The 24,416-nt window shown below is 56.3% G+C and carries 26 protein-coding genes; 13 read left to right on the top strand and 13 right to left on the bottom strand.

Annotated elements, in window-relative coordinates; translation table 11 throughout:
- The first annotated feature begins 7 nt into the window (after positions 1–7).
- Together phoU and HMPREF0201_RS21140 are read left to right on the top strand one after the other, a co-directional pair.
- A complete protein-coding gene (phoU, locus tag HMPREF0201_RS21145) occupies positions 8–733 on the top strand; it encodes a phosphate signaling complex protein PhoU (protein ID WP_008457720.1) in 726 nt (241 codons plus the stop codon).
- A gap of 476 nt (positions 734–1,209) precedes the next feature.
- Positions 1,210–1,824: a lytic polysaccharide monooxygenase gene (locus tag HMPREF0201_RS21140; RefSeq protein ID WP_039898976.1), complete on the top strand. Its 615-nt coding sequence runs from the start codon at positions 1,210–1,212 to the stop codon at positions 1,822–1,824.
- A gap of 49 nt (positions 1,825–1,873) precedes the next feature.
- Here the strand turns inward: HMPREF0201_RS21140 and yiiM are convergent, their stop codons facing one another.
- From yiiM to hypA, 13 genes are all read right to left on the bottom strand, one after another.
- Positions 1,874–2,551: a 6-hydroxyaminopurine reductase gene (gene yiiM, locus HMPREF0201_RS21135; RefSeq protein WP_016538813.1), complete on the bottom strand. Its 678-nt coding sequence runs from the start codon at positions 2,549–2,551 to the stop codon at positions 1,874–1,876.
- Between the two features lie 73 nt (positions 2,552–2,624).
- Positions 2,625–3,245, bottom strand: coding sequence for a superoxide dismutase [Mn] (sodA, locus tag HMPREF0201_RS21130; RefSeq protein ID WP_039899480.1), 621 nt, complete (start codon positions 3,243–3,245; stop codon positions 2,625–2,627).
- Positions 3,246–3,407: 162 nt separating this feature from the next.
- Positions 3,408–4,574 (bottom strand): MFS transporter, encoded by a 1,167-nt coding sequence (locus HMPREF0201_RS21125; protein ID WP_016538811.1) that lies wholly within the window; start codon positions 4,572–4,574, stop codon positions 3,408–3,410.
- Positions 4,574–4,984 (bottom strand): GlcG/HbpS family heme-binding protein, encoded by a 411-nt coding sequence (locus tag HMPREF0201_RS21120; RefSeq protein WP_016538810.1) that lies wholly within the window; start codon positions 4,982–4,984, stop codon positions 4,574–4,576. The genes HMPREF0201_RS21125 and HMPREF0201_RS21120 overlap by 1 nt, the downstream gene beginning before the upstream one ends.
- A gap of 80 nt (positions 4,985–5,064) precedes the next feature.
- On the bottom strand, positions 5,065–5,781 hold the full coding sequence (locus tag HMPREF0201_RS21115) for an IclR family transcriptional regulator (RefSeq protein ID WP_039898974.1): 717 nt from the start codon (positions 5,779–5,781) through the stop codon (positions 5,065–5,067).
- 77 nt (positions 5,782–5,858) lie between these two features.
- The gene (locus HMPREF0201_RS21110; protein WP_016538808.1) at positions 5,859–6,827 is read right to left on the bottom strand and encodes a chemotaxis protein; all 969 of its coding nucleotides are present in this window, start codon (positions 6,825–6,827) and stop codon (positions 5,859–5,861) included.
- A gap of 164 nt (positions 6,828–6,991) precedes the next feature.
- The gene (yajD, locus tag HMPREF0201_RS21105; RefSeq protein ID WP_016538807.1) at positions 6,992–7,339 is read right to left on the bottom strand and encodes an HNH nuclease YajD; all 348 of its coding nucleotides are present in this window, start codon (positions 7,337–7,339) and stop codon (positions 6,992–6,994) included.
- Positions 7,340–7,384: 45 nt separating this feature from the next.
- A complete protein-coding gene (gene flhA / locus HMPREF0201_RS21100; RefSeq protein WP_039899479.1) occupies positions 7,385–9,469 on the bottom strand; it encodes a formate hydrogenlyase transcriptional activator FlhA in 2,085 nt (694 codons plus the stop codon).
- 108 nt (positions 9,470–9,577) lie between these two features.
- Complete coding sequence (hypE, locus tag HMPREF0201_RS21095; protein WP_016538805.1) at positions 9,578–10,588, bottom strand: hydrogenase expression/formation protein HypE; 1,011 nt, start codon at positions 10,586–10,588, stop codon at positions 9,578–9,580.
- Positions 10,585–11,706: a hydrogenase formation protein HypD gene (gene hypD, locus HMPREF0201_RS21090; protein ID WP_016538804.1), complete on the bottom strand. Its 1,122-nt coding sequence runs from the start codon at positions 11,704–11,706 to the stop codon at positions 10,585–10,587. Before hypD ends, hypE begins: the two co-directional genes overlap by 4 nt.
- Positions 11,706–11,966 carry a HypC/HybG/HupF family hydrogenase formation chaperone gene (locus tag HMPREF0201_RS21085; protein ID WP_016538803.1) on the bottom strand — a complete coding sequence of 87 codons (261 nt, stop codon included), beginning with the start codon at positions 11,964–11,966 and terminating at the stop codon, positions 11,706–11,708. Before HMPREF0201_RS21085 ends, hypD begins: the two co-directional genes overlap by 1 nt.
- On the bottom strand, positions 11,957–12,820 hold the full coding sequence (gene hypB / locus HMPREF0201_RS21080) for a hydrogenase nickel incorporation protein HypB (RefSeq protein WP_016538802.1): 864 nt from the start codon (positions 12,818–12,820) through the stop codon (positions 11,957–11,959). Before hypB ends, HMPREF0201_RS21085 begins: the two co-directional genes overlap by 10 nt.
- A complete protein-coding gene (gene hypA, locus HMPREF0201_RS21075) occupies positions 12,813–13,175 on the bottom strand; it encodes a hydrogenase maturation nickel metallochaperone HypA (protein WP_016538801.1) in 363 nt (120 codons plus the stop codon). Before hypA ends, hypB begins: the two co-directional genes overlap by 8 nt.
- A 301-nt stretch (positions 13,176–13,476) precedes the next feature.
- Here hypA and hycA point away from each other — a divergent pair, with 301 nt between their 5' ends.
- The 11 genes from hycA to fdhF all read left to right on the top strand — a co-directional run bounded on the left by hycA (position 13,477) and on the right by fdhF (position 24,324).
- Positions 13,477–13,932 (top strand): formate hydrogenlyase regulator HycA, encoded by a 456-nt coding sequence (gene hycA / locus HMPREF0201_RS21070; RefSeq protein WP_016538800.1) that lies wholly within the window; start codon positions 13,477–13,479, stop codon positions 13,930–13,932.
- A 90-nt stretch (positions 13,933–14,022) separates the two neighbouring features.
- Complete coding sequence (locus HMPREF0201_RS21065) at positions 14,023–14,628, top strand: 4Fe-4S dicluster domain-containing protein (RefSeq protein WP_039898971.1); 606 nt, start codon at positions 14,023–14,025, stop codon at positions 14,626–14,628.
- Entirely contained in the window at positions 14,625–16,433 is a 1,809-nt protein-coding gene (gene hycC / locus HMPREF0201_RS21060) for a formate hydrogenlyase subunit 3 (protein WP_016538798.1), read from the top strand. The genes HMPREF0201_RS21065 and hycC overlap by 4 nt, the downstream gene beginning before the upstream one ends.
- 9 nt (positions 16,434–16,442) lie before the next feature.
- Positions 16,443–17,369, top strand: a complete 927-nt coding sequence (locus tag HMPREF0201_RS21055) for a respiratory chain complex I subunit 1 family protein (RefSeq protein WP_016538797.1) — start codon at positions 16,443–16,445, stop codon at positions 17,367–17,369.
- 17 nt (positions 17,370–17,386) lie between these two features.
- On the top strand, positions 17,387–19,096 hold the full coding sequence (locus HMPREF0201_RS21050; RefSeq protein WP_016538796.1) for a hydrogenase large subunit: 1,710 nt from the start codon (positions 17,387–17,389) through the stop codon (positions 19,094–19,096).
- Positions 19,097–19,251: 155 nt separating this feature from the next.
- On the top strand, positions 19,252–19,794 hold the full coding sequence (locus HMPREF0201_RS21045; protein ID WP_016538795.1) for a formate hydrogenlyase complex iron-sulfur subunit: 543 nt from the start codon (positions 19,252–19,254) through the stop codon (positions 19,792–19,794).
- Positions 19,794–20,558, top strand: coding sequence for an NADH-quinone oxidoreductase subunit B family protein (locus tag HMPREF0201_RS21040; RefSeq protein WP_016538794.1), 765 nt, complete (start codon positions 19,794–19,796; stop codon positions 20,556–20,558). The genes HMPREF0201_RS21045 and HMPREF0201_RS21040 overlap by 1 nt, the downstream gene beginning before the upstream one ends.
- Positions 20,558–20,968, top strand: coding sequence for a formate hydrogenlyase maturation HycH family protein (locus HMPREF0201_RS21035; protein ID WP_016538793.1), 411 nt, complete (start codon positions 20,558–20,560; stop codon positions 20,966–20,968). Before HMPREF0201_RS21040 ends, HMPREF0201_RS21035 begins: the two co-directional genes overlap by 1 nt.
- Positions 20,961–21,443, top strand: a complete 483-nt coding sequence (hycI, locus tag HMPREF0201_RS21030) for a hydrogenase maturation peptidase HycI (RefSeq protein WP_016538792.1) — start codon at positions 20,961–20,963, stop codon at positions 21,441–21,443. Before HMPREF0201_RS21035 ends, hycI begins: the two co-directional genes overlap by 8 nt.
- A gap of 148 nt (positions 21,444–21,591) precedes the next feature.
- Positions 21,592–22,137: an electron transport protein HydN gene (gene hydN / locus HMPREF0201_RS21025; RefSeq protein ID WP_016538791.1), complete on the top strand. Its 546-nt coding sequence runs from the start codon at positions 21,592–21,594 to the stop codon at positions 22,135–22,137.
- Positions 22,138–22,173: 36 nt separating this feature from the next.
- Complete coding sequence (gene fdhF, locus HMPREF0201_RS21020) at positions 22,174–24,324, top strand: formate dehydrogenase subunit alpha (protein WP_016538790.1); 2,151 nt, start codon at positions 22,174–22,176, stop codon at positions 24,322–24,324.
- Positions 24,325–24,416: the final 92 nt, after the last annotated feature.

The raw sequence follows: 24,416 nt of genomic DNA, 5'->3' as shown, positions 1-24,416 counted from the left end.
GAGCGCGATGGACAACCTCAATTTAAATAAACATATTTCCGGCCAGTTCAACGCCGAGCTGGAGTACATCCGCACTCAGGTCATGACCATGGGCGGGCTGGTGGAGCAGCAGCTTTCCGACGCTATCACCGCCATGCATAACCAGGACAGCGAACTGGCTAAGCGCGTTATTGCCGGTGACCAGAAGGTCAACATGATGGAAGTGGCTATCGATGAAGCCTGCGTGCGCATCATCGCTAAACGCCAGCCAACCGCCAGCGACCTGCGCCTGGTGATGGCCATCATCAAAACCATCGCCGAGCTGGAACGTATTGGTGACGTTGCGGATAAAATCTGCCGCACCGCGCTGGAGAAATTCTCCCAGCAGCACCAGCCTCTGCTGGTGAGCCTGGAGTCTCTGGGCCGCCACACCGTACAGATGCTGCACGATGTGCTGGATGCATTTGCTCGTATGGATCTGGACGAAGCGGTGCGTATTTACCGTGAAGATAAGAAAGTGGATCAGGAGTACGAAGGCATCGTGCGTCAGCTAATGACTTACATGATGGAAGATTCCCGCACTATTCCAAGCGTGCTGACCGCGCTGTTCTGCGCCCGTTCAATCGAGCGCATCGGCGACCGCTGCCAGAACATTTGTGAGTATATTTTCTACTTCGTGAAGGGTCAGGACTTCCGTCACGTTGGCGGCGACGAGCTGGACAAGCTGCTGGCAGGTAAAGATCCAAAAGAATAAGCTTCTCTGTTTCCCTCTCCTCAGGGAGAGGGATGATGATCGTTTAATCAAATTCCTGAGTTATCCGCCTCTCCCTTAAAATGAGCGTTTTCTGCAAATTCCCTCCCGGTTTCCTGAAATGGCTTAATAACCATCGTCAGTGAATAATATATTTTCTTATTATATTGTTAGATAACTATATTTTATTCTTTGTGGGTGGGTATTGTTTTCCCATTATTTCTCGTTGTGTTTTTACACGTTATTCTGCCTGACGTTGCAGAAAGATATATTTTTTTCATGTTTTTATTTGTGGTCTAGACTAATTGTCGTTGCAATAAAATCCATGGTTTGAGGGTGGTTGTTATTATGTATTTCACGCGCGAAGGTTATATCGTGTGTTCAATATCATGCTTTTATTTTATTAGCAGAATGAAAGCCAGCCTTGAATATATAAAGTATTTATTTAACTCTTTCACAATAAATAGAGGATTCTGTTCATGCGTAAAACGACAGTATTAACTACTTGTGCCGGTTTGGCCTTAATGGCGGCATCTTCACTAAGTTATGCCGAGCAGGCAAAACCTTTCCATGGCTACGTCAGTAATCCGCCTTCACGCGCTTTTCTTTGTACTTCACAAGCCGGTAATCTTAATAAAAACTGCGGGGCTATTCAGTATGAACCGCAGTCGCTGGAAGGACCTAAAGGGTTCCCTGCAAACGGCCCTGCTGATGGTCACATCGCCAGTGCCGGGCATGATAATTATGCGCAACTTGATGAGCAAAGCCCTACTCGTTGGCACAAGGTGGAATTGAATACAGGTAAGCAAAGTTTTACCTGGACTTTGACCGCAGCTCATAAAACCGAAAGATGGCGTTTCTTTATTACTAAAAAAGACTGGGATCCAAGCAAGAAATTGACCCGTGCACAGTTTGACCTTGATAAGCCAATTTGCGATCAGGACGGTAAAGGTGAGGTTCCTGCAAATAGTATTACCATCAAGGATTGTACCATTCCGTCAGATTATAAGGGCTACCATGTTATTCTCGGCGTCTGGGATATTGCCGATACCGGTAATGCGTTCTATCAGGTAATTGATACTGATATCAAATAGCCTTGACGGATGATAACCATGCTTTCAGGGCATGGTTATCACAACGTTATTATTTGCCGAACAAACGCCGCGAATTATCCTCAATCTTTCCTGAAATACGCCTTTTCTGCATCGTCCTTGTCCAACTGGTCGAAAGCCCGGCGGCTGACAACAGGCGATGATATTGCGAATCATCAAACGGCATATGCCAGGCTATGGCAATCGCTTCGGCCACGGTAACATCGCTCAGGCGTGATGCCAGCTCCAGCGGCGCGTCAGCGGAAACGCTCCCCGCCAGAATCACGCGATAAAGCCAGCCGCAATAGCCCGCTTCCTGCATCCTTGATGACATATCGCTGACGCCAAAGTGATAGTTGAGCTTAAAACACGGCGAGCGTGGCTGAGTGACCTGAATCAACGCTTCGCCCCAGCGGTAGATATCGCCCATATAGACGTTTTTCTCAGTCATCCCTTCTGTGGAAAGATTCTCGCCAAAAGCGGGGGCGTTAAACAGCTCTGCTTTTTCCGGGAACAGCTGCGCCCAGTACTGATAATGTTCGCGCGGATAGTGGCACAGCGCCCTGTCCGGCCCGCCGTGGATAACCTTTTCCGCCTGCTCATCGCCTTCGATACCGAGTTCGGTTAACCGGAGTTCTCCATCCACCTGAACTTTGGCGATGGCGCTTGGCCTGCTGCCGTCATAGTCACGAATTTTGCCGACGTAAACCTGTAATGGATTGCGATGCATGAGCGGTTCCCTGCGTTATAGGCATAAAAAAAGCGAGCCATCAGGCTCGCTTCTCTACGGCGACAATGCAACCTTATTTTTTAGCGGCGAAACGTGCTGCTGCTTCGTCCCAGTTAACCACGTTCCAGAACTCTTTAGCGTAGTCCGGGCGGCGGTTCTGGAATTTCAGGTAGTAAGCGTGCTCCCAAACGTCCAGGCCCACAATCGGGAAGCCGGTAGCGCCGGAGATAGCTTCACCCATCAGCGGGCTATCCTGGTTAGCGGTAGACACTACAGCCAGTTTGTCGCCTTTCAGAACCAGCCACGCCCAGCCGGAGCCGAAACGGGTTGCTGCTGCTTTCTCGAACTCGGCTTTGAACGCGTCAACGCTGCCGAAATCGCGCTCGATAGCGGCTTTCAGGTCGCCCTTCAGCTCGGTACCTTTTTTCAGGCCTTTCCAGAAGAAGCTGTGGTTAGCGTGGCCGCCGGCGTTGTTACGCAGTACGGTTTTCTTATCAGCAGGCAGCTGATCCAGTTTAGTAATCAGCTCTTCAGCAGACAGGTTGGCAAACTCAGGCAGGGACTCCAGCGCGGCGTTCGCGTTGTTAACATAAGCCTGGTGGTGTTTGCTGTGATGGATTTCCATCGTTTCTTTGTCGAAATGCGGTTCCAGCGCGTCGTAAGCGTAAGGCAGGGATGGCAGTGTATAGCTCATATTCATCGTCTCCATTAACGTAGAGCGGCTGTGATGCTGTTAACGCCGCGTAATCAGTTGGTCCATTATAGTTAATTAAATGATATTGAAAATGCTTATCAATGCCGTAGTTTTAATAAGGTTATAACTTTTTGTCATGATGACGAGAATATGAGCGATTAGCTATCGATTGCGAGCCGTAACCCAGGCCAGAGGTAAAAGCGCCGCCAGTACCATCGCGACGCCAGCCAAAGGCGTAAAGCGCATTAGTTCCATTTTCACCAGCAATCCGCCGAGGTTCTCCCCGAAGAATATCCCCAGATTAAAAGCAGAGATATTCAGGCCCGAGGCAAAGTCGATCGCGCCGGGCGTGTGCCGGGTGGCGGTCGTCAGCATGCCGTGCTGAACGGCGGGTGAGACGGCGAAAGCGATCATTCCCCATAAAAAGAGCAGCACTACCACCGGTATTTTGAGGTTAAGCGTCAGCGTCATGGCGGCCAGAATAATCGCCAGCAACACAAACAGTATTCTCAATGAGGAAGTCCATCCCAGCGCGGAGGTCATTTTCCCTCCCGCCAGATTCCCGGCAAGCGTTGCCGCCCCGAACACTACCAGCATCGTACTGGCCGTGGCTGATGAAAATCCTGTTACGGTTGTCAGCAGCGGGATGATGAACGTAAATGCCGCGAAACTGGCGCCAAATCCAAAGATGGTCACCAGCATCATGGTGAGCACCGCCGGACTCTTGAGCGCTGACAGCTGTTTCGCCATCTTTGCCGCTTTTGCCATCGGCATCTCCGGCAGCCATAAAGCAATGGCAACCAGCGACAGCACGGCGAGAGCCGAGACGGCGAAAAGTGGAAAACGCCAGCCCAGAGTGTGGCCTGCAAGGCTGCCCAGCGGCACGCCAATCACCATTGCCAGCGTCAGCCCGGCAAACATTACGGCAATCGCTTTACCAGCCTGACCGGCCGGTGCAAGGCGGGATGCAATGGTTGCCCCGATGGCGAAAAAGCTGCCGTGGGCAACGGCGGTAAGCACTCTACCGGTGAGAAAAAGGGCATAGCTGCTGGACAGGGCGGAGATAAGGCTGCCGACCAAAAACAGCAGGATAAGCGACATCAGCACCGGCTTGCGCGGTAGCCCGGACAACAGTAGCACCAGTGCCGGAGAACCCAGCGCCAGCGCCAGGGCATAGAGTCCCACAAGATTGCCCGCTCGCGTCAGCTCAATATTCAGGGCAGCGGCAATATCGGGCAGGATCCCTACAACAATAAACTCGGCTACCCCGATAGCGAATGCTGTAACCGAAAGCGCAACCAGGCCCGGATGTATCCGTCGCGAATCCATTACACTCGCCCTGCCGCCTGGGTTGCCGCCGCACCGGCCAGTGCCAGTGACTGATCGTCATCAACCGTGGCTCCGGCTACGCCCAGCCCGCCGATGATTTGCCCGTTATCACCGCGTAAAACGATGCCGCCGCCAAAGCTAATCAGGCCGCCGTTAGTCGATTCTAAGGAATAAATATTGCCGCCGGGGCGTGCTTCCTGGCCCAGAGAAAGCGAATCACTGCCGAAGAGAGCGGCGGTGCGGGCTTTCTTAATTGAGACATCAATCGCGCCAGCAACCGCGCTGTCCATGCGCAGGAATCCTCTTAGCAGCCCGGCATCGTCCACCACGCTGATGCAGACTGCCTGTTTGCGGGACTGAGCAAGCTCGGTGATTTTGAGAATGGCATCGCGGGTAATGTGTTCAAACATGGATATGGCTCCTGAAAAGTTGGGAGCCGCGATAGTGGCAGGTGACTTGAAACACGCCAATCAGAAGCGCGGTTGCAGGGCTAAAGTTTGATAATGTCGAACATTTCGCTTAATACGCGCTGCGCAAAGCGCCGCATATAATCGGGATGGAGTCGGGCGGCTGGCCCCGCCATTCCCAGCGCGGCTACCACCTGCCCGGATTGCCGTAGCGGCAAAGCCAGGCAATGCAGGCCTTCTTCCGCCTCGCCGGTATCCAGGGCATACCCCTGCTCGCGGATGCGGGATATTTCACCATTTAGTGCAGAGGAGACCGCATCCGATTTTCTTAGCGCCCGCAGCAGGTCGTCATTAAAGGCCAGAAAAATGCGACCAATGGCCGAAGTTGTGAGCCGCTCACGTTTACCCCTGGGGCTGGCGACACGCAGGTTTTTACCGCCCTCAACCGCATCAATATACAGGTATTCTCGTGTACCGCAGGGGACGGCCAGCCAGCAAGTTTCGCCGCTCATGGCGGAAAGCCTACGCAGAGCGGGGCTGAAGGCCGTGCGAATCAAGGAGTCTGCATCCTGAAGCGGCTGGGCTATCTCCCTGAGCCGCAGGCCGAGGGTATAGTTTTGCTCGCGGCGGGAAATATATCCCAGCTCTAATAGCGTTTTCAGCAGGCCATGGAGGGTGCTTTTATTCAGCCCCAGCGATTCGGATAACGTGGTCAGGCGAGCTTCGCCTCCGTGGGCCGCAAGGGTTTCCAGCACCGCCATTGCCCGCTCAACGGACTGAATACTTTTAGCCTGGCTCACCGCGCATCCTTCCTGAACATGGGGAAATAATCACCTTTTGATAATAGTGATATTTCCCCAGGTAATGAAGTCGCGTTTTACCCTTGAGCTGCGTCTTCCAGCGCTTTATGGATAACAGAAGAGAGTTCGGCCACGTCAAACTTTGCCACGTAGCCGTTAGCACCGACTTTTCTCACATGGTCTTCGTTTGCGCTGCCCGAGAGCGAGGAGTGAATCACCACCGGAATATGCTTCAGCGAAGGCTCAGTTTTGATATTACGGGTCAGCGTGAAACCGTCCATTTCCGGCATTTCTATGTCGGTTAACACCAGGCCTATTTTGTCGGTTATCGGCGTACCGGACGCTTTAGCCTCGGCGGCGATGGCTTTGATTTTCTCCCATGCTTCAAGGCCGGTAGCGTGCATGATTGCCGGGATACCCATGCCTTTCAAACCCTGCTCCAGCATCGAGCGGGCGACTTTGGAGTCTTCCGCGACTATCGCTACCGCGCCGGGCTTCAGGGTGTAATTTTTCTCTTCAATCGCTGCGATATTGACGTCCCTTCCCGAAGGAATGATGTCATAGAGAATTTGCTCTACGTCCAGCACCAGCGCCAGGTCCTTGCCGGTTAACGGATCGTCAATGGTGGCGATGCTGGTGATATTGCGGCTGCTGACGCCGGCCTCGGCGGCGTGTACCTGGCTCCAGTCGAGGCGAATGATGTTTTCCACCGACTCAACGGCAAAGGCCTGAGTGCTGCGGGCATATTCGGTTATCAGCAAGAGATTCAGGCCGGTGGTTGGCTTGCAGCCGGTCACGGCAGGCAGGTCAATGACGGGGATAATCTGGTCGCGAATATTCGCCATCCCCAGCAGCGGTGACTCCATGCCCGCGGCGCGGTTGATCTTCGGCATCGGAACGATTTCGCGCAGCTTAAACACGTTAATGCCGTACAGCTCTGATTTGCTGTCGTGCTGGCTGGCGCCTAAGCGAAACAGCAGCAGCTCAAACTTGTTGGATAACGCCAGGTTGGCCCTTTCATCGATATCTTTCTGAAAACTATCCATTTTAACCTCAAGTGATAACCCGGCCTGAGAACCTAACCGTGCGGAATAAATACTCTGTATAAGTTATCGGCAGCGGCGAGGAAAAATGAAGGGGAAGAGGGGAAATGATTTAGATTAGAGGGAAATAATTCCCTCTGTAGGGCAGCTTAGCGGGTCAATCGCGCTTATTTCTTCTTGTTCAGCATCGATTTCAAATCGGCAAACGGATTATAGGTGGCTTCGCCAACGTCCTTCTGCGCATCTTCTCCGGCAATGACCCTGGAGCCATATTGGTCCGCTTCGGTATATTTGGAGTGCTCATGATCGTGGCAATACAGGCATAAAAGCTCCCAATTGCTGCCATCTTCCGGGTTATTGGTATGATCGTGATCCATATGATGAACGGTCAGCTCGCGCAGATTGGAGTAAACAAACTCCCGCGAGCAGCGTCCGCATACCCACGGGAAGAGTTTCAGCGCTTTTTCGCGGTAGCCGCTCTCCAGCCGCGTATAGTTTTTCGGGATAATCGCCATAATTATTGTTCCAGGCAGAAAGACAGGGTTATGCCCAGTTTCGGGCTAAAGCGCCTCTTTATCAATCCCCAGACGCTTCATACGTGAAAGCAGCGTGGTCCGTTTGAGGCCTAAGCGCTGTGCCGCGCCGCGCGGTCCGGCAACAACGCCGTTAGTTTCTTTCAACACCCGTAAAATGCGCTGGCGCTCGTCCTCATCTTCGCGAACTTCCTCGCTGACGAAGGAGGATAGGTTGCGCTCAAGCGGAGGCTGCACCGTCATCTCCGGCAGGGAAAGATGCAGCACGTTGCCCCGCGTTAGCAGAACCGCCCTTTCTATCACATTTTCCAGCTCGCGAACGTTGCCCGGCCATTCCATACGGCTCAGGGCGCGCAGCGTTTCCGCCGGGATGCTGTCGATATTGCGATTCAGGCGGTGCGCAATTTTAAAGGTGAAGGATTTCACCAGCAGAGGGATATCTTCCGGGCGCTCGCGCAGCGGCGGCAGGGTGATGGGAAAAACGTTCAGCCGATAATAAAGATCGCTGCGAAACTCCCGGTCGGCCACCATCTGCTTGAGATTGCGGTTGGTGGCGGCAATCAGGCGCACATCCACCTGCTGGATTTTGTTGCTGCCAAGGCGTTCAAATTCCTGCTCCTGCAATACGCGCAGCAGTTTGGGCTGTAGCTCAAGAGGCATATCGCCGACTTCATCAAGGAACAGCGAGCTTTTATCCGCCAGTTCAAAACGCCCGATACGCTGCGTATTGGCCCCGGTAAACGCCCCGCGTTCATGGCCGAAAAGGTCGCTTTCCAGCAGCCCGGCAGGCATCGCCGCGCAGTTTATTTTTACCATCCTGCGGCTATTGCGCTCGCTCAGGTTATGAATGGCGCGGGCAATTAGCTCTTTGCCGGTTCCGGTTTCGCCGAGGATCAGCACCGTACTGTCGCTATTGGCGACCATTTCCACCTGTTTGAGCACGATAGACATCGCTTCGCCCCGGCCGATGATTTCGCCGAAGTCGCTGCCGACATTGTTAATCTGCTCGGTGAGATAAAGGTTTTCATCCACCAGATTCTCTTTCAGGCGGTTAATTTCCTGGTAGGCGAGGGCGTTATCCACCGCAATGGCAATGCGCTCGGCAATCTGGCACAGCAGCTTGAGGTTGGCTGGGGTAAAGCCCTGCTCGCCGCACTTCGCAAGCTTGAGCACGCCCAGCATATTGTTGCCGAACTTCAGCGGCAGCAGGCAAAGCGTTTGGGTTTGGTTGCGCCACATCTCCAGCAGCATACGTTCATAAGGCGCCAGTTTGTCTCCCGGACACAGGTTAAGCAGCAGCATTTCGCCGCTTTTAAACACCCGTTCCGAGAGCGTGCCCGCTTCAATCACATCGCTCTGCTCATGAATCGGTGAGGCCTCATCAACAAAATGGGTTGAGTAGAGAGTTAACCGGGATTTGCGGCTGCTTCGCAGCACAATGCTGATGGAATCAATGGAGAAGTGGTAATGGATCTCGCGGGCAATCTCGCTAATCAGCTCGTCCAGATCGAGCTTCGACAGCACCGCATTGGTTACCGCAACAAGGATGCGAAAATCATCACGCTCGCGGCATAAAAGCTGGTGGTCGTGATTGGTGTCCAGCCGGGTCTGGATCTGTTCGGCCGCCAGGCCTACAACCTGGGCCAGAGTGTGCAGGCGGTTAAGCTCTTTTTCACTCCAGGGCGTCTCGCTATTGCGAATAAACTCGCAGCCGCCGAAGATCCGCCCCTCGGCGGCCAGCGGCAGCAGGCAGTAGCGGCCAAAGGGCGCATACAGCTCCAGGTCTGTCATCTGGGGCCAGGTTTCATAAAATTCATCCTGGCTGCAAACCAGCGCCTCCGGGCGTGAAAGTACCCGGCGGACAGGGCCGTTTGCCAGCGCCATCTCATCTTCGTAGTGCAGCTCTTTACCCTGCTTATCCTTGCCATAAAAGCTCACCCGCTGGTGCTGAGGGTGGTAAAGCAGGACGTTGACCCGCTCCGCCAGGCCGGACTGTTTTGCAAGCCGGGTCAGGCAGGTAGCGAGTTCAGTAAGACTGGGTTGTTGCAGCAGAGTCCGGGTGATATCAAACAACCCCTGCTGCCCGAGATCGCTCATCGGGGTGTATGGCATTTTGCTTTCCATTGAAAAACCCTGTGCAAAACACAGGGTTAAAATATTTTATTAATATAAATATAGTTTAAGTTTAATCAGTGCCGGGCGGACGCGTCATGGCACAGGTCAACAAATGCGCGGTAACGGCTCAAAATGCGGCAGGTCGAGTGAGCGTTTAACGCCATAAAGCCCCGTCACCCTTACGCCTTTGCGTTCTACGGCTTCGCCGATAACTGCGGCTTGTTTACCGAGCTCATGCTGCTTTAGCGCGTTTAAAATGGCGGGAGCGGCCTCGCGTGAGGCGGCAATAACCAGCTTGCCTTCATTAGCAAAATTTAAGGCATCCAGCCCCAGGAGTTCGCAAACGCCGCGCACCGCGGGCGTTAGCGGAAGCTGATTTTCAACGATTTCCATACCATAGCCGCTGGTATCGGCAAATTCGTGCAGAACCGCATTCACTCCACCGCGGGTGGCGTCACGCAGGGCTTTTACGCCCGGGATGTTAACCAGCGGGACAATCATTGGTGCCAGCACCGCGCAGTCGCTTTGTAAATCGCCGTCCATTCCCAGTTGCTCGCGCAGGTTAAGGATCGTCGCCCCGTGGTCGCCCAGCGTTCCGCTGACGATGAGCACATCCCCGGCTTCTATTTGAGCCGCACCCCAGTTAACGGATGTCGGGATGGCGCCTATCCCTGCCGTGTTGATGAAAATTTTGTCCGCCGCGCCGCGCGGCACGACTTTGGTGTCACCGGTAACAATGGCAATATTCGCCGCGCGGGCGGCTCCGGCCATGCTGGTGACCACGCGCTCCAGCGTTTCAAGCGGCAGCCCTTCTTCGAGGATAAAACCGCATGAAAGCCAGCGCGGTATGGCTCCACTTACTGCCACATCATTGGCGGTTCCGCAAACGGCCAGCTTGCCGATATCCCCGCCGGGAAAAAATAGCGGGTCGATAACATAGCTGTCTGTAGAAAACGCCAGCCTGTCGCCGCTGGCGGTCAGTTGTGCAAGCGGAAGCCGGGCCTGATCTTCCTGCTCTGCCAGCCACGGGTTAGCAAACTCCCGCATAAACAACCCGGCGATCAGCTGCTGCATCGCCTGGCCGCCGCTGCCGTGGGCCAGCTCAATGGTTTTCATACTTCACACTCCTGCGAACGATACTGATACCACGCCGCGCAGGCTCCTTCGGAGGAAACCATCAGCGCGCCGAAGGCGTTTTGCGGATTACAGCCGCTGCCAAACAGCGGGCATTGCTGCGGTTTGCAGCGCCCGGTCAGCACGTCGCCGCAGCGTGCCTGCGGGTCGTCATAAACCTGCTGCGGAAGCGGTTTAAAGTGGGCTTCGGCATCAAACTGGCGATAGGCAGGGGTAAGCCGCACGCCGGATTCACTGATAACGCCCAGGCCGCGCCATTCGGCCTCGCCCTGCACGCTGAAGACTTCGCTAATCGCTCGCTGCGCCAGCAAGTTGCCTTCGTCGGGCACCACGCGTTTGTACTGATTTTCCACCTCGCTATGCTGGCGAATTTTTTGCTCCACCAGCATCAGCACGCCCTGCATAAGATCCATAGGTTCAAAACCGGCGACAACCAGCGGGCGCTGGTGCTGCGAGGCAATAAAATCGTAGGCGGCTGTACCAATCACCATGCTGACATGGCCGGGAGCGAGGAATGCATCAATACCGTTGTCCGGCTCGGAAAGCAGGCTGCGTAAAGTTGGGATCAGCGTGATGTGCTGGCAGAAGAAGTAAAAGTTCTCCAGCCCCTGAGCTTTCGCCTGCTGCAACATGATGGCGGTGGCGGGCATGGTAGTTTCGAATCCGAGGCCGAAAAACACCACTTTGCGCTGCGGGTTCTGGCTCGCCAGCGTCAGGGCGTCCATCGGCGAATAAATTACCCGCACGTCGGCTCCGCGGGCTTTCGCCTGCATCAGCGAGCCATTTTTACCCGGCACGCGCATAGCGTCGCCAAAGGTGCAGAAAATCACTTCCGGGTGGCTGGCTATTTCGATACAGCTGTCGATGCGGCCCATCGGCAGGACGCAAACCGGGCAGCCGGGGCCGTGGATAAACTCAACGTTTTCCGGGAGCAACTGGTCGAGGCCAAATTTAAAAATAGCGTGAGTATGGCCGCCACAGACTTCCATAATGCGCAGCGGGCGTGAAGCGGTGTTAGCCAGCAGCGGTGCGCGCTGTTTCAGGGTCTCAATCAGCTGCATCACGCGTTCGGGGTCGCGATATTCGTCCACATAGCGCATTAGCTACGCTCCTCGCCGTACAGCAGCGCGCCCACGTCCGGCTCTACTTCAAACATGTTTTGCAAAGCGTCTAACGTGTCCCTCGCTTCCGCTTCGTCGATAACGCTCATGGCAAAGCCTACGTGAACCAGCACCCATTGCCCGACGGTGGCGTCTCCCACCAGGGCCAGGTTGACATCGCGCTGCACGCCGCAGACGTCAACTTTTGCGCTGCCGTCCGCCAGGCGCTCAACGATTTGGCCGGGAATGCCTATGCACATCTTTCCGCCTCCAGCCAGGCCAGCCAGTCGTTCATGCCTTCGCCGCTGGTGGCGGAAACCAGAATAATTTTGATGTCCGGATTAACTTCCCGGGCGTAAGCCATGCACTTTTCAGTGTCGAATTGCAGGTATGGCAGCAGATCGATTTTGTTCAGCAGCATCAGCGAGGCGGCGGCAAACATATGCGGATACTTCAGCGGCTTATCTTCCCCTTCGGTTACCGACAGCACCGCCACTTTGTGGCGTTCGCCAAGGTCAAAACTCGCCGGACACACCAGATTACCTACATTCTCGATAAACAAGACGCCGTCTCGCTCCAGCGGCAGGCGCAGCATGGCGTCGCGGATCATTTGGGCATCAAGGTGGCAGCCCTTGCCGGTATTCACCTGAATTGCCGGGGTGCCGGTGGCACGAATGCGCGCCGCATCGTTAACCGTCTGCTGGTCTCCTTCAATGACCGCGCAGGGCACATCGCCATTGAGCCGTTTTAGCGTTTCGGTCAGCAGGGTGGTTTTGCCGGAGCCGGGGCTTGAGACGAGGTTAAGCACAAGCTGATTCTGTTTGGCGAATTGCTCCCGGTTATGGGCCGCCAACTGGTTATTTTTATCCAGCACGTTGAGTTCGATTTCCAGCATTTTGCGCTGGGTGATGCCGGGCGCATGGGTTCCCGCCGCGCCGTGGCCGTAATGCAGGTCACCCTGCTCGTCCGCCGTTGGGGCAAATTTTACGCCGGTAATTTGTAATACCGGACGGGATGCCGGGGAAAAAGGGGCGCTGCGAAATCCTGAATGCGGGTTACGTTCATCCCCTTCGATATACAGGTTGCCTTCGCCGCAACCGCAAGTGCTACACATGAGCTACCTCCTGATCAATTTCCAGACGCTTAATCTGCACGCCATCGTCCGCCACAATACGCAGGTTGCTGCCGTCGCAGAGCGGGCAAAGCCGCACTCGCTGGGTCAGCAGGGTGATGTGTTGCTGGCAGTCGTAGCACCAGCATTCCGCTTCCTGCTGGTGGATGTGGAGTTCACAGCCTTCCGCCAGCGTGCCCCGGCAGACCAGTTCAAAACAGAACTCCATGGCGCTGATTTCTACGCAGGAAAAAGCACCCACTTCCAGCCAGACGCCGGTGACGCGGCGGGCATGATTCTGACGGGCATGGGTATCAATTAATTCGACTGCGCGCTGGCAGAGGGTGATTTCGTGCATGGTGCCTCCGGGTTAACTGGGGGAGGTAATGCAAAGACGGTGCCAGGCCTTTTCTTTGCCTCTCTACCCTGGGGAATTCGCGTGGGAGAGGGCCTTTTGTTTGTTCCCTCTCCCTCCCAGGGAGAGGGTTAGGGTGAGGGTAAAAACCTCCGTCACTGAAAGTCAAAGATGACGAAATGACATGTCACTCCCGCACATATTCCGAAGGATTAAGTTATAAAACCCTTTAAATACAGTTAATTAAAAACATGGCATGAAACATGCCTTACGGAGGAACAAGTACATACAGAGTGAATAAAGAATGAACATTTGGGAACTGAGCGAGAAAGCTGAATATATTGCCGATAAGCATCAGCGCTTACTTTCGCAGTGGCATCACTACGGTAACACCCTGATTCAGGGAATAACCTTGTCGAAAGCGAAGCTGCACCACTCCGTGGGCTGCAATGCCGACGAAAGCCTGCGCTTCTTTTTATTTGACCACTTCGCCATCCATATCAGCCTGGCCGAAGGCTTTAACAGCCACACCATTGAGTACGCCATTGCCCTGCGGGACGGTAGCGATAAGGTGCTGATTGCAAAAGCCGTTATCGATGACGATGGCCGTATCGACAACCTCATCAGCAACCGCGATCGCGAAAAAGTGCTCGACCATTACCTCGAGCTTATTCGCCCGGTGTACGACAGCCTTTATCAGGCGGTGCATGACAACACCCCGCTTTCCCTGGCGCTGCTTCAGCAGTCTGCCGTGGCGTGAATGCGCTCTGGGGTGTCGGAAGCCTGTCGAAACGACAGCTTTTCGGCATGTTTTCGTCAAAAATGACGACAGTCACCTGAGGAAGTCCTGGTGAACCGTTTTGTAATCGCTGATTCCAAATTATGTATCGGCTGCCACACCTGTGAAGCCGCCTGTGCAGAGACGCACCGCCTGCACGGTTTGCAGTCTATGCCGCGCCTGAAAGTTATGCGCAGTGCGACAGAATCCGCACCGCAGATGTGCCACCACTGCGAAGATGCGCCCTGCGCCGGGGTCTGCCCGGTGAACGCAATTACCCGGGTGGACGGCGCGGTACAGCTGAATGAAAGCCTGTGCGTAAGCTGCAAGCTTTGCGGCATTGCCTGCCCGTTCGGCGCTATTGAATTTTCCGGCAGCCGCCCGCTGCACATCCCCGCTAACGTCAACAGCCCGAAAGCCCCACCTGCGCCACCGGCTCCTGCCCGCGTCAGCACCCTGCTTGACTGGGTTCCCGGCATTCGCGCTATCGCGGTGAAATGCGACCTGTGCAGCTTCGACGAAAGCGGCCCGGCGTGCGTTCGCACCTGTCCGACCGGCGCGCTGCGGGTTATCGACAATAGCGACATCGCGCAGGCGAGCAAGCGTAAACGTGAGCTAACTCTTGGGGCCTCGCTCGGCGATCTGACCCTGTTTACCCAGCCAGAGGCGAGAAAATGAATGCTTTTCTATTGATTCACTGGGCGCTACTGGGATTTGTTATTAGCGCTGTTTTGGCCGGTGTTAGCGCATTTTATAAGCCAGTTAGCGGCTTTATCGCCGGAATTGGCGGTGCAATTAGCTCGGTACTGCTGCTGATTGCTGGCGCGCAGGGCCTGCTCGGGTTCAGCGGCGACGCAGAAATCTGGCACTGGCACCTTCAGCTTAACGCCTTCAACGGCATCTGGCTGGTCACCGTGGCGTTCTGCGGCCTGTTTATCTCGCTGTTTAACCTCTCATGGCATCGCCATCACGCGGTAAAAGCCAACGGACTGCTGATTAATCTGATCCTGGCCGCCAGCGTGGCTGCCCTGGTGGCCGATAACTTCGTCACCCTGGTGGCGATGGCGGAAATCATCTCTCTGGCGGGCTACTTCCTTACCGGCTGCCAGAAGTCCGGGCAGCTTTGGTTTGCGCTCGGGCGCCTTGGCACCGTGCTGCTGGTGATTGCCTGCTGGCTGCTGTGGCGGGAATTCGGCACGCTCGGCTATGGCGAGTTGCGCCATTTAACCAGCGGGGCCTCTCTTCCTCCGCAGGTATTGATTCTCGCGCTGCTCGGCTTTGGCCTTCTCGCAGGAATAATCCCGCTGCATGGCTGGGTGCCGCAGGCGCACGCCAATGCTTCGGCTCCTGCCGCCGCGCTGTTCTCCGCCGTGGTGCTGAAAATCGGCCTCTACGGCATTATGTGCTTCTCGCTTATCAGCAACGTGCTGCCGCTGTGGTGGGGCGTGCTTATCGTGGTGCTTGGCATGGTGACGGCGTTCATCGGCGGGCTGTACGCGCTGATGGAGCACAATATCAACCGCCTGCTGGCTTACCACTCGCTGGAAAATATCGGCATCATTCTGCTGGGCCTGGGCTGCGGCATGATAGGCATCGCGCTTAACGAGCCGGTGCTGCTGGCGCTTGGCATGACTGGTGGGCTGTATCACCTGTTCAACCACAGCCTTTTTAAGACCACGCTGTTTCTCGGCGCAGGCGCGGTGTGGTTCCGCACCGGGCATCGCGACATCGAAAAACTGGGCGGGATCGGCAAACGTATGCCGCTGATTTCGCTCTTTATGCTGGTGGGTTTGATGGCGATGGCGGCCCTGCCTCCGCTCAATGGCTTCGCCGGTGAGTGGGTGATTTACCAGTCGTTCTTCCGTCTTGGCAGCCTGCCGCTGTTTGTCGGGCGTTTTATCGGCCCGCTGCTGGCCGTCGGGCTGGCTATAACCGGAGCGCTGGCCGTGATGTGCATGGCGAAGGTTTACGGCGTGACCTTCCTCGGCGCGCCGCGCAGCAAGGAGGCTGAAAACGCCACCTCTGCGCCGTGGCTGATGAACCTCTCCGTTGGCCTGCTGGCGCTGAGCTGCGTTGCCGCAGGTGTTGCCGCTCCGTGGCTGCTGCCGCTGCTGCAACATGCCGTTCCGTTGCCGCTGCAAACCGCGCATACCGCCGTTTCCCAACCGATGATTACGCTGCTGCTGGTGGCCTCTCCGCTGCTGCCGTTTATTTTGATGATCGTTTTCCGTGGCGACCGTTTACCGAACCGTTCGCGCGGCGCGGCATGGGTCTGCGGCTACGATCATGAACAGGCGATGGTTATCACCGCGACGGGCTTCGCACAGCCGGTGAAAGCGGCTTTTGCGCCCCTGCTCAGGCTGCGCAATACCCTGAATCCGGGGAAATGGGTGCCGGGCTGGCAGTGTGACTGCCTCGCCGGTACGTTCCGCCGCCTGGCGATGGTCGAGCTGGCGATTCTGCTGGTCGCGATGGTTGCCTGAGGAGCTGATATGACTACGTTTTACTTTGCCCTGACCCAGGCGCTGGTGCTGTTTTTGGCCGCGCCGCTGCTCTCCGGCATTACCCGCGTAACCCGCGCCCGGCTGCATAACCGCCGCGGGCCTGGCGTGCTCCAGGAATACCGTGATTTGTTCAAGCTGTTTGGCCGCCAGAGTGTGGCACCGGCGGCGTCCGGCTGGGTATTCCGCCTGATGCCTTTTGTGATGGTCGGCGTGATGCTGACTATCGCCACCGCGCTGCCCGTTGTCACTCTCGCCTCGCCGCTGCCGTCATTAGGTGACCTGATCACCTTAATTTATCTGTTCGCCATCGCCCGTTTCTTCTTTGCGATTGCCGGGCTGGATACCGGTAGCCCGTTCACCGGCATCGGTGCCAGCCGTGAAGCCATGCTTGGGGTGCTGGTGGAGCCGATTTTGCTGCTTGGCCTGTGGGTTGCCGCGCAGGTTGCCGGCAGCACGCACATCAGCAATATCGCAGGCACGATTCATGCCTGGCCGGTTGCCCAGAGCCTGACGCTGATTCTGGCGTTTGCCGCCTGCGCTTTTGCCACTTTCATCGAGATGGGCAAGCTGCCGTTTGACCTCGCTGAAGCCGAGCAGGAGCTACAGGAAGGCCCGCTGTCCGAATACAGCGGCGCGGGCTTTGCGGTGCTCAAATGGGGCATTTCCCTCAAGCAGTTAGTGGTGCTGCAAATGTTTGTCGGCGTGTTCCTGCCGTGGGGCCAGATGAGCGCCTTCAGCTGGAGCGGGCTGGCTATCGCCGTGGTGCTGGCGGTCGTGAAGCTGGTGGCGGGCGTACTTATCATCGCGCTGTTCGAAAACAGCATGGCGCGCCTGCGGATGCTCGAAACCTCCCGCATTACCTGGGCCGGTTTTGGCTTTGCCTTTTTAGCCTTCGTCTCCTTGCTGGCGGCGTGATTTAAGAGAATTTATCGATGTCTGAAGAAAAGATTGGTCAACATTACCTCGCCGCGCTGCATCAGCAATTTCCGCATGCCGTGATCGACGAGGCCTGGCAGACTAAAGATCAAATCACCGTCACCGTGAAGCTCAACATGCTGCCGGAAGTGGTGGAGTGGCTTTACTACCAGCAGGGCGGCTGGCTGTCGGTGCTGTTTGGCAACGACGAGCGCCAGCTGTGCGGCAACTATGCGGTTTATTACGTGCTGTCGATGGAAAGCGGCGTGAAGTGCTGGATTACCGTGCGTGTGGAAGTGGATGCCGACAAGCCTGAATTCCCGTCCGTTACGCCGCGCGTGCCCGCCGCCGTATGGGGCGAACGTGAAGTGCGTGATATGTACGGGCTTCAGCCGGTTGGCCTGCCGGACGAGCGCCGCCTGGTGCTGCCGGACGACTGGCCGGACGACCTGTATCCGCTGCGTAAAGACAGCATGGACTACCGCCAGCGCCCGGCTCCAACCACGGATAAAGAAACCTACGAGTTCATTAACGAACTGGGGACGAAAAAGAACAACGTGGTGCCGATTGGCCCCCTGCACGTCACCTCCGATGAACCCGGCCACTTCCGTCTGTTTGTAGACGGCGAAAACATTATCGACGCCGATTACCGCCTGTTCTACGTCCATCGCGGCATGGAAAAGCTGGCGGAAACCCGCATGGGTTACAACGAAGTGACTTTCCTGTCCGACCGCGTGTGCGGCATCTGCGGCTTTGCCCATAGCACCGCCTATACCACTTCAGTCGAGAACGCGATGGGGATTGTGGTGCCGGAGCGTGCGCAAATGATCCGCGCCATCCTGCTGGAAGTCGAACGTCTGCACAGCCACCTGCTTAATCTCGGCCTGGCCTGCCACTTTGTCGGCTTTGACTCCGGTTTTATGCAGTTCTTCCGGGTGCGTGAAATGTCGATGAAGATGGCGGAAATCCTCACCGGCGCGCGTAAAACCTACGGCCTTAACCTGATCGGCGGCATCCGCCGCGACTTGCTGAAAGACGACATGATCCAGACCCGGCAACTGGCGCAGCAGATGCGCCGGGAAGTGAAGGATCTGGTGGATATCCTGATGAGTACGCCGAACATTGAGCAGCGCACCGTCGGGATTGGCCGCCTCGACCCGCAAATCGCGCGCGACTTCAGCAACGTTGGCCCGATGGTTCGCGCCAGCGGCCATGCAAGGGATACCCGAGCCGATCATCCCTTTGTGGGTTACGGCCTGCTGCCGATGGAAGTACACAGCCTCGACGGCTGCGACGTGCTCTCACGCCTGAAAGTGCGTATCAACGAAGTCTTCACCGCGCTGAATATGATTGATTTTGGTCTGGATAACCTGCCGGGCGGCGCGCTTGCCGTGGAGGGTTTCACCTATATTCCAAACCGCTTTGCGCTCGGTTTCTCCGAAGCGCCTCGCGGGGATGATATCCACTGGAGCATGACCGGCGACAACCAAAAACTCTACCGCTGGCGCTGCCGTGCGGCGACCTATGCCAACTGGCCAACGCTGCGCTATATGCTGCGTGGCAACACGGTATCGGACGCGCCGCTGATTATCGGCAGCCTCGACCCCTGCTATTCCTGCACCGACCGCATGACGGTGGTCGATGTACGCAAGAAGAAAAGCAAGGTGGTGCCTTACAAAGAGCTGGAGCGCTACAGCATTGAGCGCACGAATTCGCCGCTGAAATGATTTTGATGCCTGGTCGGTGATGAGTAGCCCCTCACCCTAACCCTCTCCCCAAAGGGGAGAGGGAACTGGATCGAGCTAGCTTTCCCCCCTCTCCCTTCCAGGGAGAGGGCCGGGGTGAGGGTCAATCACTAAGACCAGGCAAACAAGGAAAACGCATGTTTAACTTCATTAAAAAAGCCATCAAGGGCGGCGTCGCAACCGAGTCATATCCGCTTCAGCCGATTGCCGTTGACCCAAATTTCCGCGGTAAACCGGAACATAACCCGCAGCAGTGCATCGGCTGCGCGGCGTGCGTAAATGCCTGTCCTTCCAACGCTCTTAGCGTGGAAACCGATCTGGCTAAAGGGCAACTGGCATGGCGCTTTAACCTCGGACGCTGCATCTTCTGCGGCCGCTGCGAAGAAGTCTGCCCGACCGCCGCCATTAAGCTTTCTCAGCAGTACGAGCTGGCGGTGTGGAACAAGGCGGACTTCCTCCAGGAAGCCCATTTCCCGCTGTGTCATTGCCGGGAGTGCGGGCGGCCATTCGCGGTTCAAAAAGAGATCGACTACGCGATTGCGCTGCTGGAGCACAACGGCGATGCACGCGCGCAGGCTCGCCGCCAGGGCTTTGAAACCTGCCCGGACTGCAAACGCCAGCAGAGCCTGGTGTCTTCCGACCGTATTGATTTTACCCGCCAGATGAGAGAGGCCAGCTAATGAGTGATTTACTTGGGCCACGCGACCATAACGGCATTCCGGTGCCGCTGACGGTGGACGAGTCCATCGCCAGCATGAAGGCTTCGTTGCTGAAAAACATCAAACGCTCGGCCTACGTTTACCGCGTGGACTGCGGCGGCTGCAATGGCTGTGAAATTGAGATTTTTGCCACACTTTCTCCGCTTTTCGATGCAGAACGCTTTGGTATCAAAGTGGTTCCTTCTCCGCGTCATGCCGATATTTTGCTGTTTACCGGAGCGGTAACCCGCGCTATGCGTTCCCCGGCGCTGAGGGCGTGGGAATCGGCTCCTGACCCTAAAATCTGCATTTCCTACGGCGCGTGCGGCAATAGCGGCGGTATCTTCCACGACCTTTACTGCGTATGGGGCGGCACCGATAAAATAGTGCCGGTAGACGTTTATATCCCAGGTTGCCCGCCGTCGCCCGCCGCCACGCTGTACGGCTTTGCGATGGCGCTCGGCCTGCTGGAGCAGAAAATTCAGGCCCGTCCGGCAAGCGAGCTGGATGTGGAACCGGCTAAAATCCTGCACCCGGATATGGTTCAGCCGCTGCGCGTGCGCATTGACCGGGCCGCTCGTCGCCTGGCGGGCTACCGCTATGGCCGCCAGATTGCCGACAACTACATGACAAACCTGACCGCAGGCGGCGATGCCGTGCAGCGGTGGCTGAGTACGGAAAACGATCCGCGCCTGACCGAGATTGTGGCCAATCTTGAAAATCTGGTGCATCAGGAGCGCGTGTAATGAGCGAGTCGGTGGTGTTTTGCCAGCTCAGCCGCAAATTTGTCGATGATAACGACAATACCCCGGCTGACGCGCAGCAGGTGGTCTATTACAGCCTGGCTATCGGCCATCATCTTGGCATCATTGATTGCCTGAAAGAGAGTCTGGTCTGCCCGTATGAGGCTTACCGGGAGTGGATCTCCACGCTTGAAGGCGGCAGCGAGGCGCGGCGCAAAATGGAAGGCGTGCCGCGCTACGGCGAAATCGTCATCGACCAGAACCACGTTGTGATGCTGGCGCGGGCGCTGGATGCGGCCAAACCGACTCAGACCCCGGAGCAGCAGGCCTGGAGCCAGGCGCTGCTCGACATGCTTCAGGCCATTCAACAGGAACCCGCCATCTACCTGATGGTTCGGAGGCGTTATGACTAAAGTTTTACTCTGCGTCGGCAACAGCATGATGGGCGACGACGGCGCAGGCCCGCTACTGGCAGAAAAGTGCCAGGCTTCCCCTCAGGGCGACTGGATTGTCATTGACGGCGGCACCGCGCCGGAAAACGACGTGGTTGCTATTCGCGAGCTGCGCCCGGAGCTGCTGCTGATTGTCGATGCTACCGACATGATGCTCAGTCCCGGCGAGACTCGCACTATCGACCCGAACGATATTGCCGAGATGTTTATGATGACCACCCACAATATGCCGCTGAATTATCTGGTCGATCAGCTTAAAGAAGATGTGGGTGAAGTTATTTTCCTGGGCATTCAGCCGGATATCGTCGGTTTTTACTACCCGATGACCGAAGCGATAAAAACGGCGGTGGAAACCGTTTATCAGCGGTTGGCGAGCTGGGAAGGTGACGGTGGTTTTGCGGCGCTGGAGGCTTCCTTCGAGGACACGGGTGACTAAGTCGCCCGTGATGTCATCGTCATAAGTGTCGACGTCACCGAAGTTAGAGAAGGGATTCTCTATAACATAATGAAAATATTGAGTTTTAAAAACTGGCACGGTTTATGAATAAGAGTCAGCAATAACGCACTTATTGCAGGAGTTTATGATGAACCGCTTCATCATTGCTGATTCGAGCAAATGTATTGGCTGCCGCACTTGTGAGGTAGCCTGTGTTGTATCCCACCAGGAAGAACAGGACTGCTCTGCGCTGACCGCGCAAACTTTTCTGCCGCGTATTCACGTCATCAAAGGCGTAGATATCTCCACCGCAACCATGTGCCGCCAGTGCGAAGACGCGCCCTGCGCTAACGTCTGCCCGAACGGCGCAATCAGCCGCGATAAAGGCTTTGTCCACGTCATGCAGGAACGCTGCATCGGCTGTAAAACCTGCGTTGTTGCCTGCCCGTACGGTGCGATGGAAGTCGTTGTCCGCCCGGTTATCCGCAACAGCGGCGCAGGGCTTAAGGTGCGCGCTGAAAAAGCCGAAGCCAACAAGTGCGACCTTTGCCATCACCGCGAGGCTGGCCCTGCCTGTATGGAAGCCTGCCCGACCAACGCCATCCTCTGCATTGACCGCAATATGCTGGAGCAGATGAGCGCCGAAAAACGCCGCCGTGCCGCGTTCGATACCAACGTCTCCCTGAGTTTTTAATCCCAAGCATTTCAACTTTTAACAGGTCTGTTACTGATGAAAAAGATTACCAGCGTCTGCCCATACTGCGGTGCGGGCTGCAAACTGAAACTGGTCGTAGAGAACAATAAAATCATTCGCGCCGAAGCGGCAGAAGGCGTCACTAACCAGAACCAGCTGTGCCTGAAAGGCTATTACGGCTGGGATTTTCTCAACGACACCAAGCTGCTGACGCCAAGGCTCACTCAGCCGATGATTCGCTACGAGAAAGGCGGCAAGCTTCAGCCGGTAAGCTGGGAAGAGGCGATTAGCTACACCGCGAAACGCCTGAAGGCGATTAAAGAACAGTTTGGCCCTCGCGCCATTATGACTACCGGCTCTTCCCGCGGTACCGGGAATGAAACCAACTTCGTGATGCAGAAATTCGCCCGCGCGGTGCTGAATACCAACAACGTAGACTGCTGCGCCCGCGTTTGCCACGGGCCGTCCGTTGCCGGGCTACAAGCCACGTTAGGGAACGGGGCGATGAGCAACTCCATCGGCGATATCGAAAACTCCAAATGCCTGCTGGTGGTGGGTTACAACTGCGCCGACTCGCATCCCATCGTGGCTCGCCGGGTGATTAAGGCCAAAAGCAACGGGGCAAAAATTATCGTTTGCGACCCGCGTCGCATCGAAACCGCCCGCATCGCAGACCAGCATCTGCAAATCAAAAACGGCTGCAATATGGCGCTGGTCAACGCCTTTGGCTATGTGCTGCTGGAAGAGCAGCTGTACGACAAAGAATACGTGGCGAAATATGCCGAAGGGCTGGAGGCCTACCGCGAAACCGTTAAAGGCTATGCCCCGGAAGACGTGGAGCATTTAACCGGCATTCCTGCTCAGCAGGTTCGCCAGGCGATGCGCACCTTCGCCGCCGCGCCGTCCGCCACCATTATGTGGGGCATGGGCGTAACCCAGTTTGGCCAGGCCGTAGACGTGGTGAAAGGGCTGTCGAGCCTGGCATTGCTGACCGGCAACCTCGGGCGTGAGAATGTCGGCGTTGGCCCGGTGCGCGGCCAGAACAACGTGCAGGGTGCCTGTGATATGGGCGTGCTGCCAAATCAGTTCCCCGGCTACCAGGACGTGGTTGACCCGGAGGTTCGCGCTAAATTCGCCAAAGCCTGGGGAATCGACCCGGCGGTGATGGATGACAAAGTCGGCGTGCGCATTACCGAAGTGCCGCACCTGGCGATGGAAGGCAAGGTAAAAGCCTACTACATCATGGGTGAAGACCCGCTTCAGACCGAAGCGGACCTGGGCCAGGTACGCAAAGGCTTTGAGGCGCTCGATTTTGTCGTGGTGCAGGATATCTTCATGACCAAGACCGCCGAAGTGGCCGACGTGCTGCTGCCCGCGACCTCCTGGGGCGAGCACGGCGGGGTGTTTACCTGCGCCGACCGCGGCTTCCAGCGCTTCGAAAAAGCCATTGAGCCGAAATACAACGTCAAGCGTGACTGGGAAATCATCAGCCTTCTCGCCACAGAGATGGGCTACCCGATGCACTACGAAGATAACCAGCAAATCTGGGACGAGCTGCGCGAGCTATGCCCGCTGTTCTACGGCGTGACCTACGAAAAAATGGGCGATATGGGGCACGTACAATGGCCGTGCCCGACGCTGGATCACCCCGGTACGCCTTATCTCTACAAAGACAGCAAGTTCGATACGCCGACCGGCAAAGGCCAGCTGTTTGCCGCCGAGTGGCGTGCGCCTGCCGAGGTCCCGGACGAGACTTACCCGCTGGTGCTTTGTACCGTGCGCGAGGTGGGCCACTACTCCTGCCGTTCAATGACCGGCAACTGCGCGGCGCTGCAAACCCTCGCCGACGAGCCTGGCTTTATGCAAATCAACCCGCAGGATGCCGACGAGTTGGGGATCAAAAACAATCAGCTGGTTTGGGTTAGCTCTCGCCGGGGTAAGGTGATTAGCCGGGCGGACGTCAACGAGCGCATTAACAAAGGCTCGGTATATATGACCTACCAGTGGTGGATCGGGGCCTGCAACGAACTTACCCAGGACAACCTCGACCCTATCTCCAAAACGCCGGAGACCAAATATTGCGCGGTAAACGTGAGCGCGATTGAGGACCAGACCTGGGCTGAGAATTATGCGCAAACGACCTATAACGCGATGAAAGCTCGCCTGCGCGAGGCGGTAGAAGCGTGATCTTTACCCTCACCCCGGCTCTCTCTCTGGAAGAGAGCGAGGGACGATCGGAGTCCGGAGCAGAGCCAAAACTCGATCCGTCCTCCAGTCCC

This window comes from Cedecea davisae DSM 4568 (genome assembly GCF_000412335.2).
Taxonomy (GTDB): domain Bacteria; phylum Pseudomonadota; class Gammaproteobacteria; order Enterobacterales; family Enterobacteriaceae; genus Cedecea; species Cedecea davisae.
Note: the sequence above shows the minus strand (reverse complement) of the source record. Positions and strands in the feature narration are given on the sequence as shown.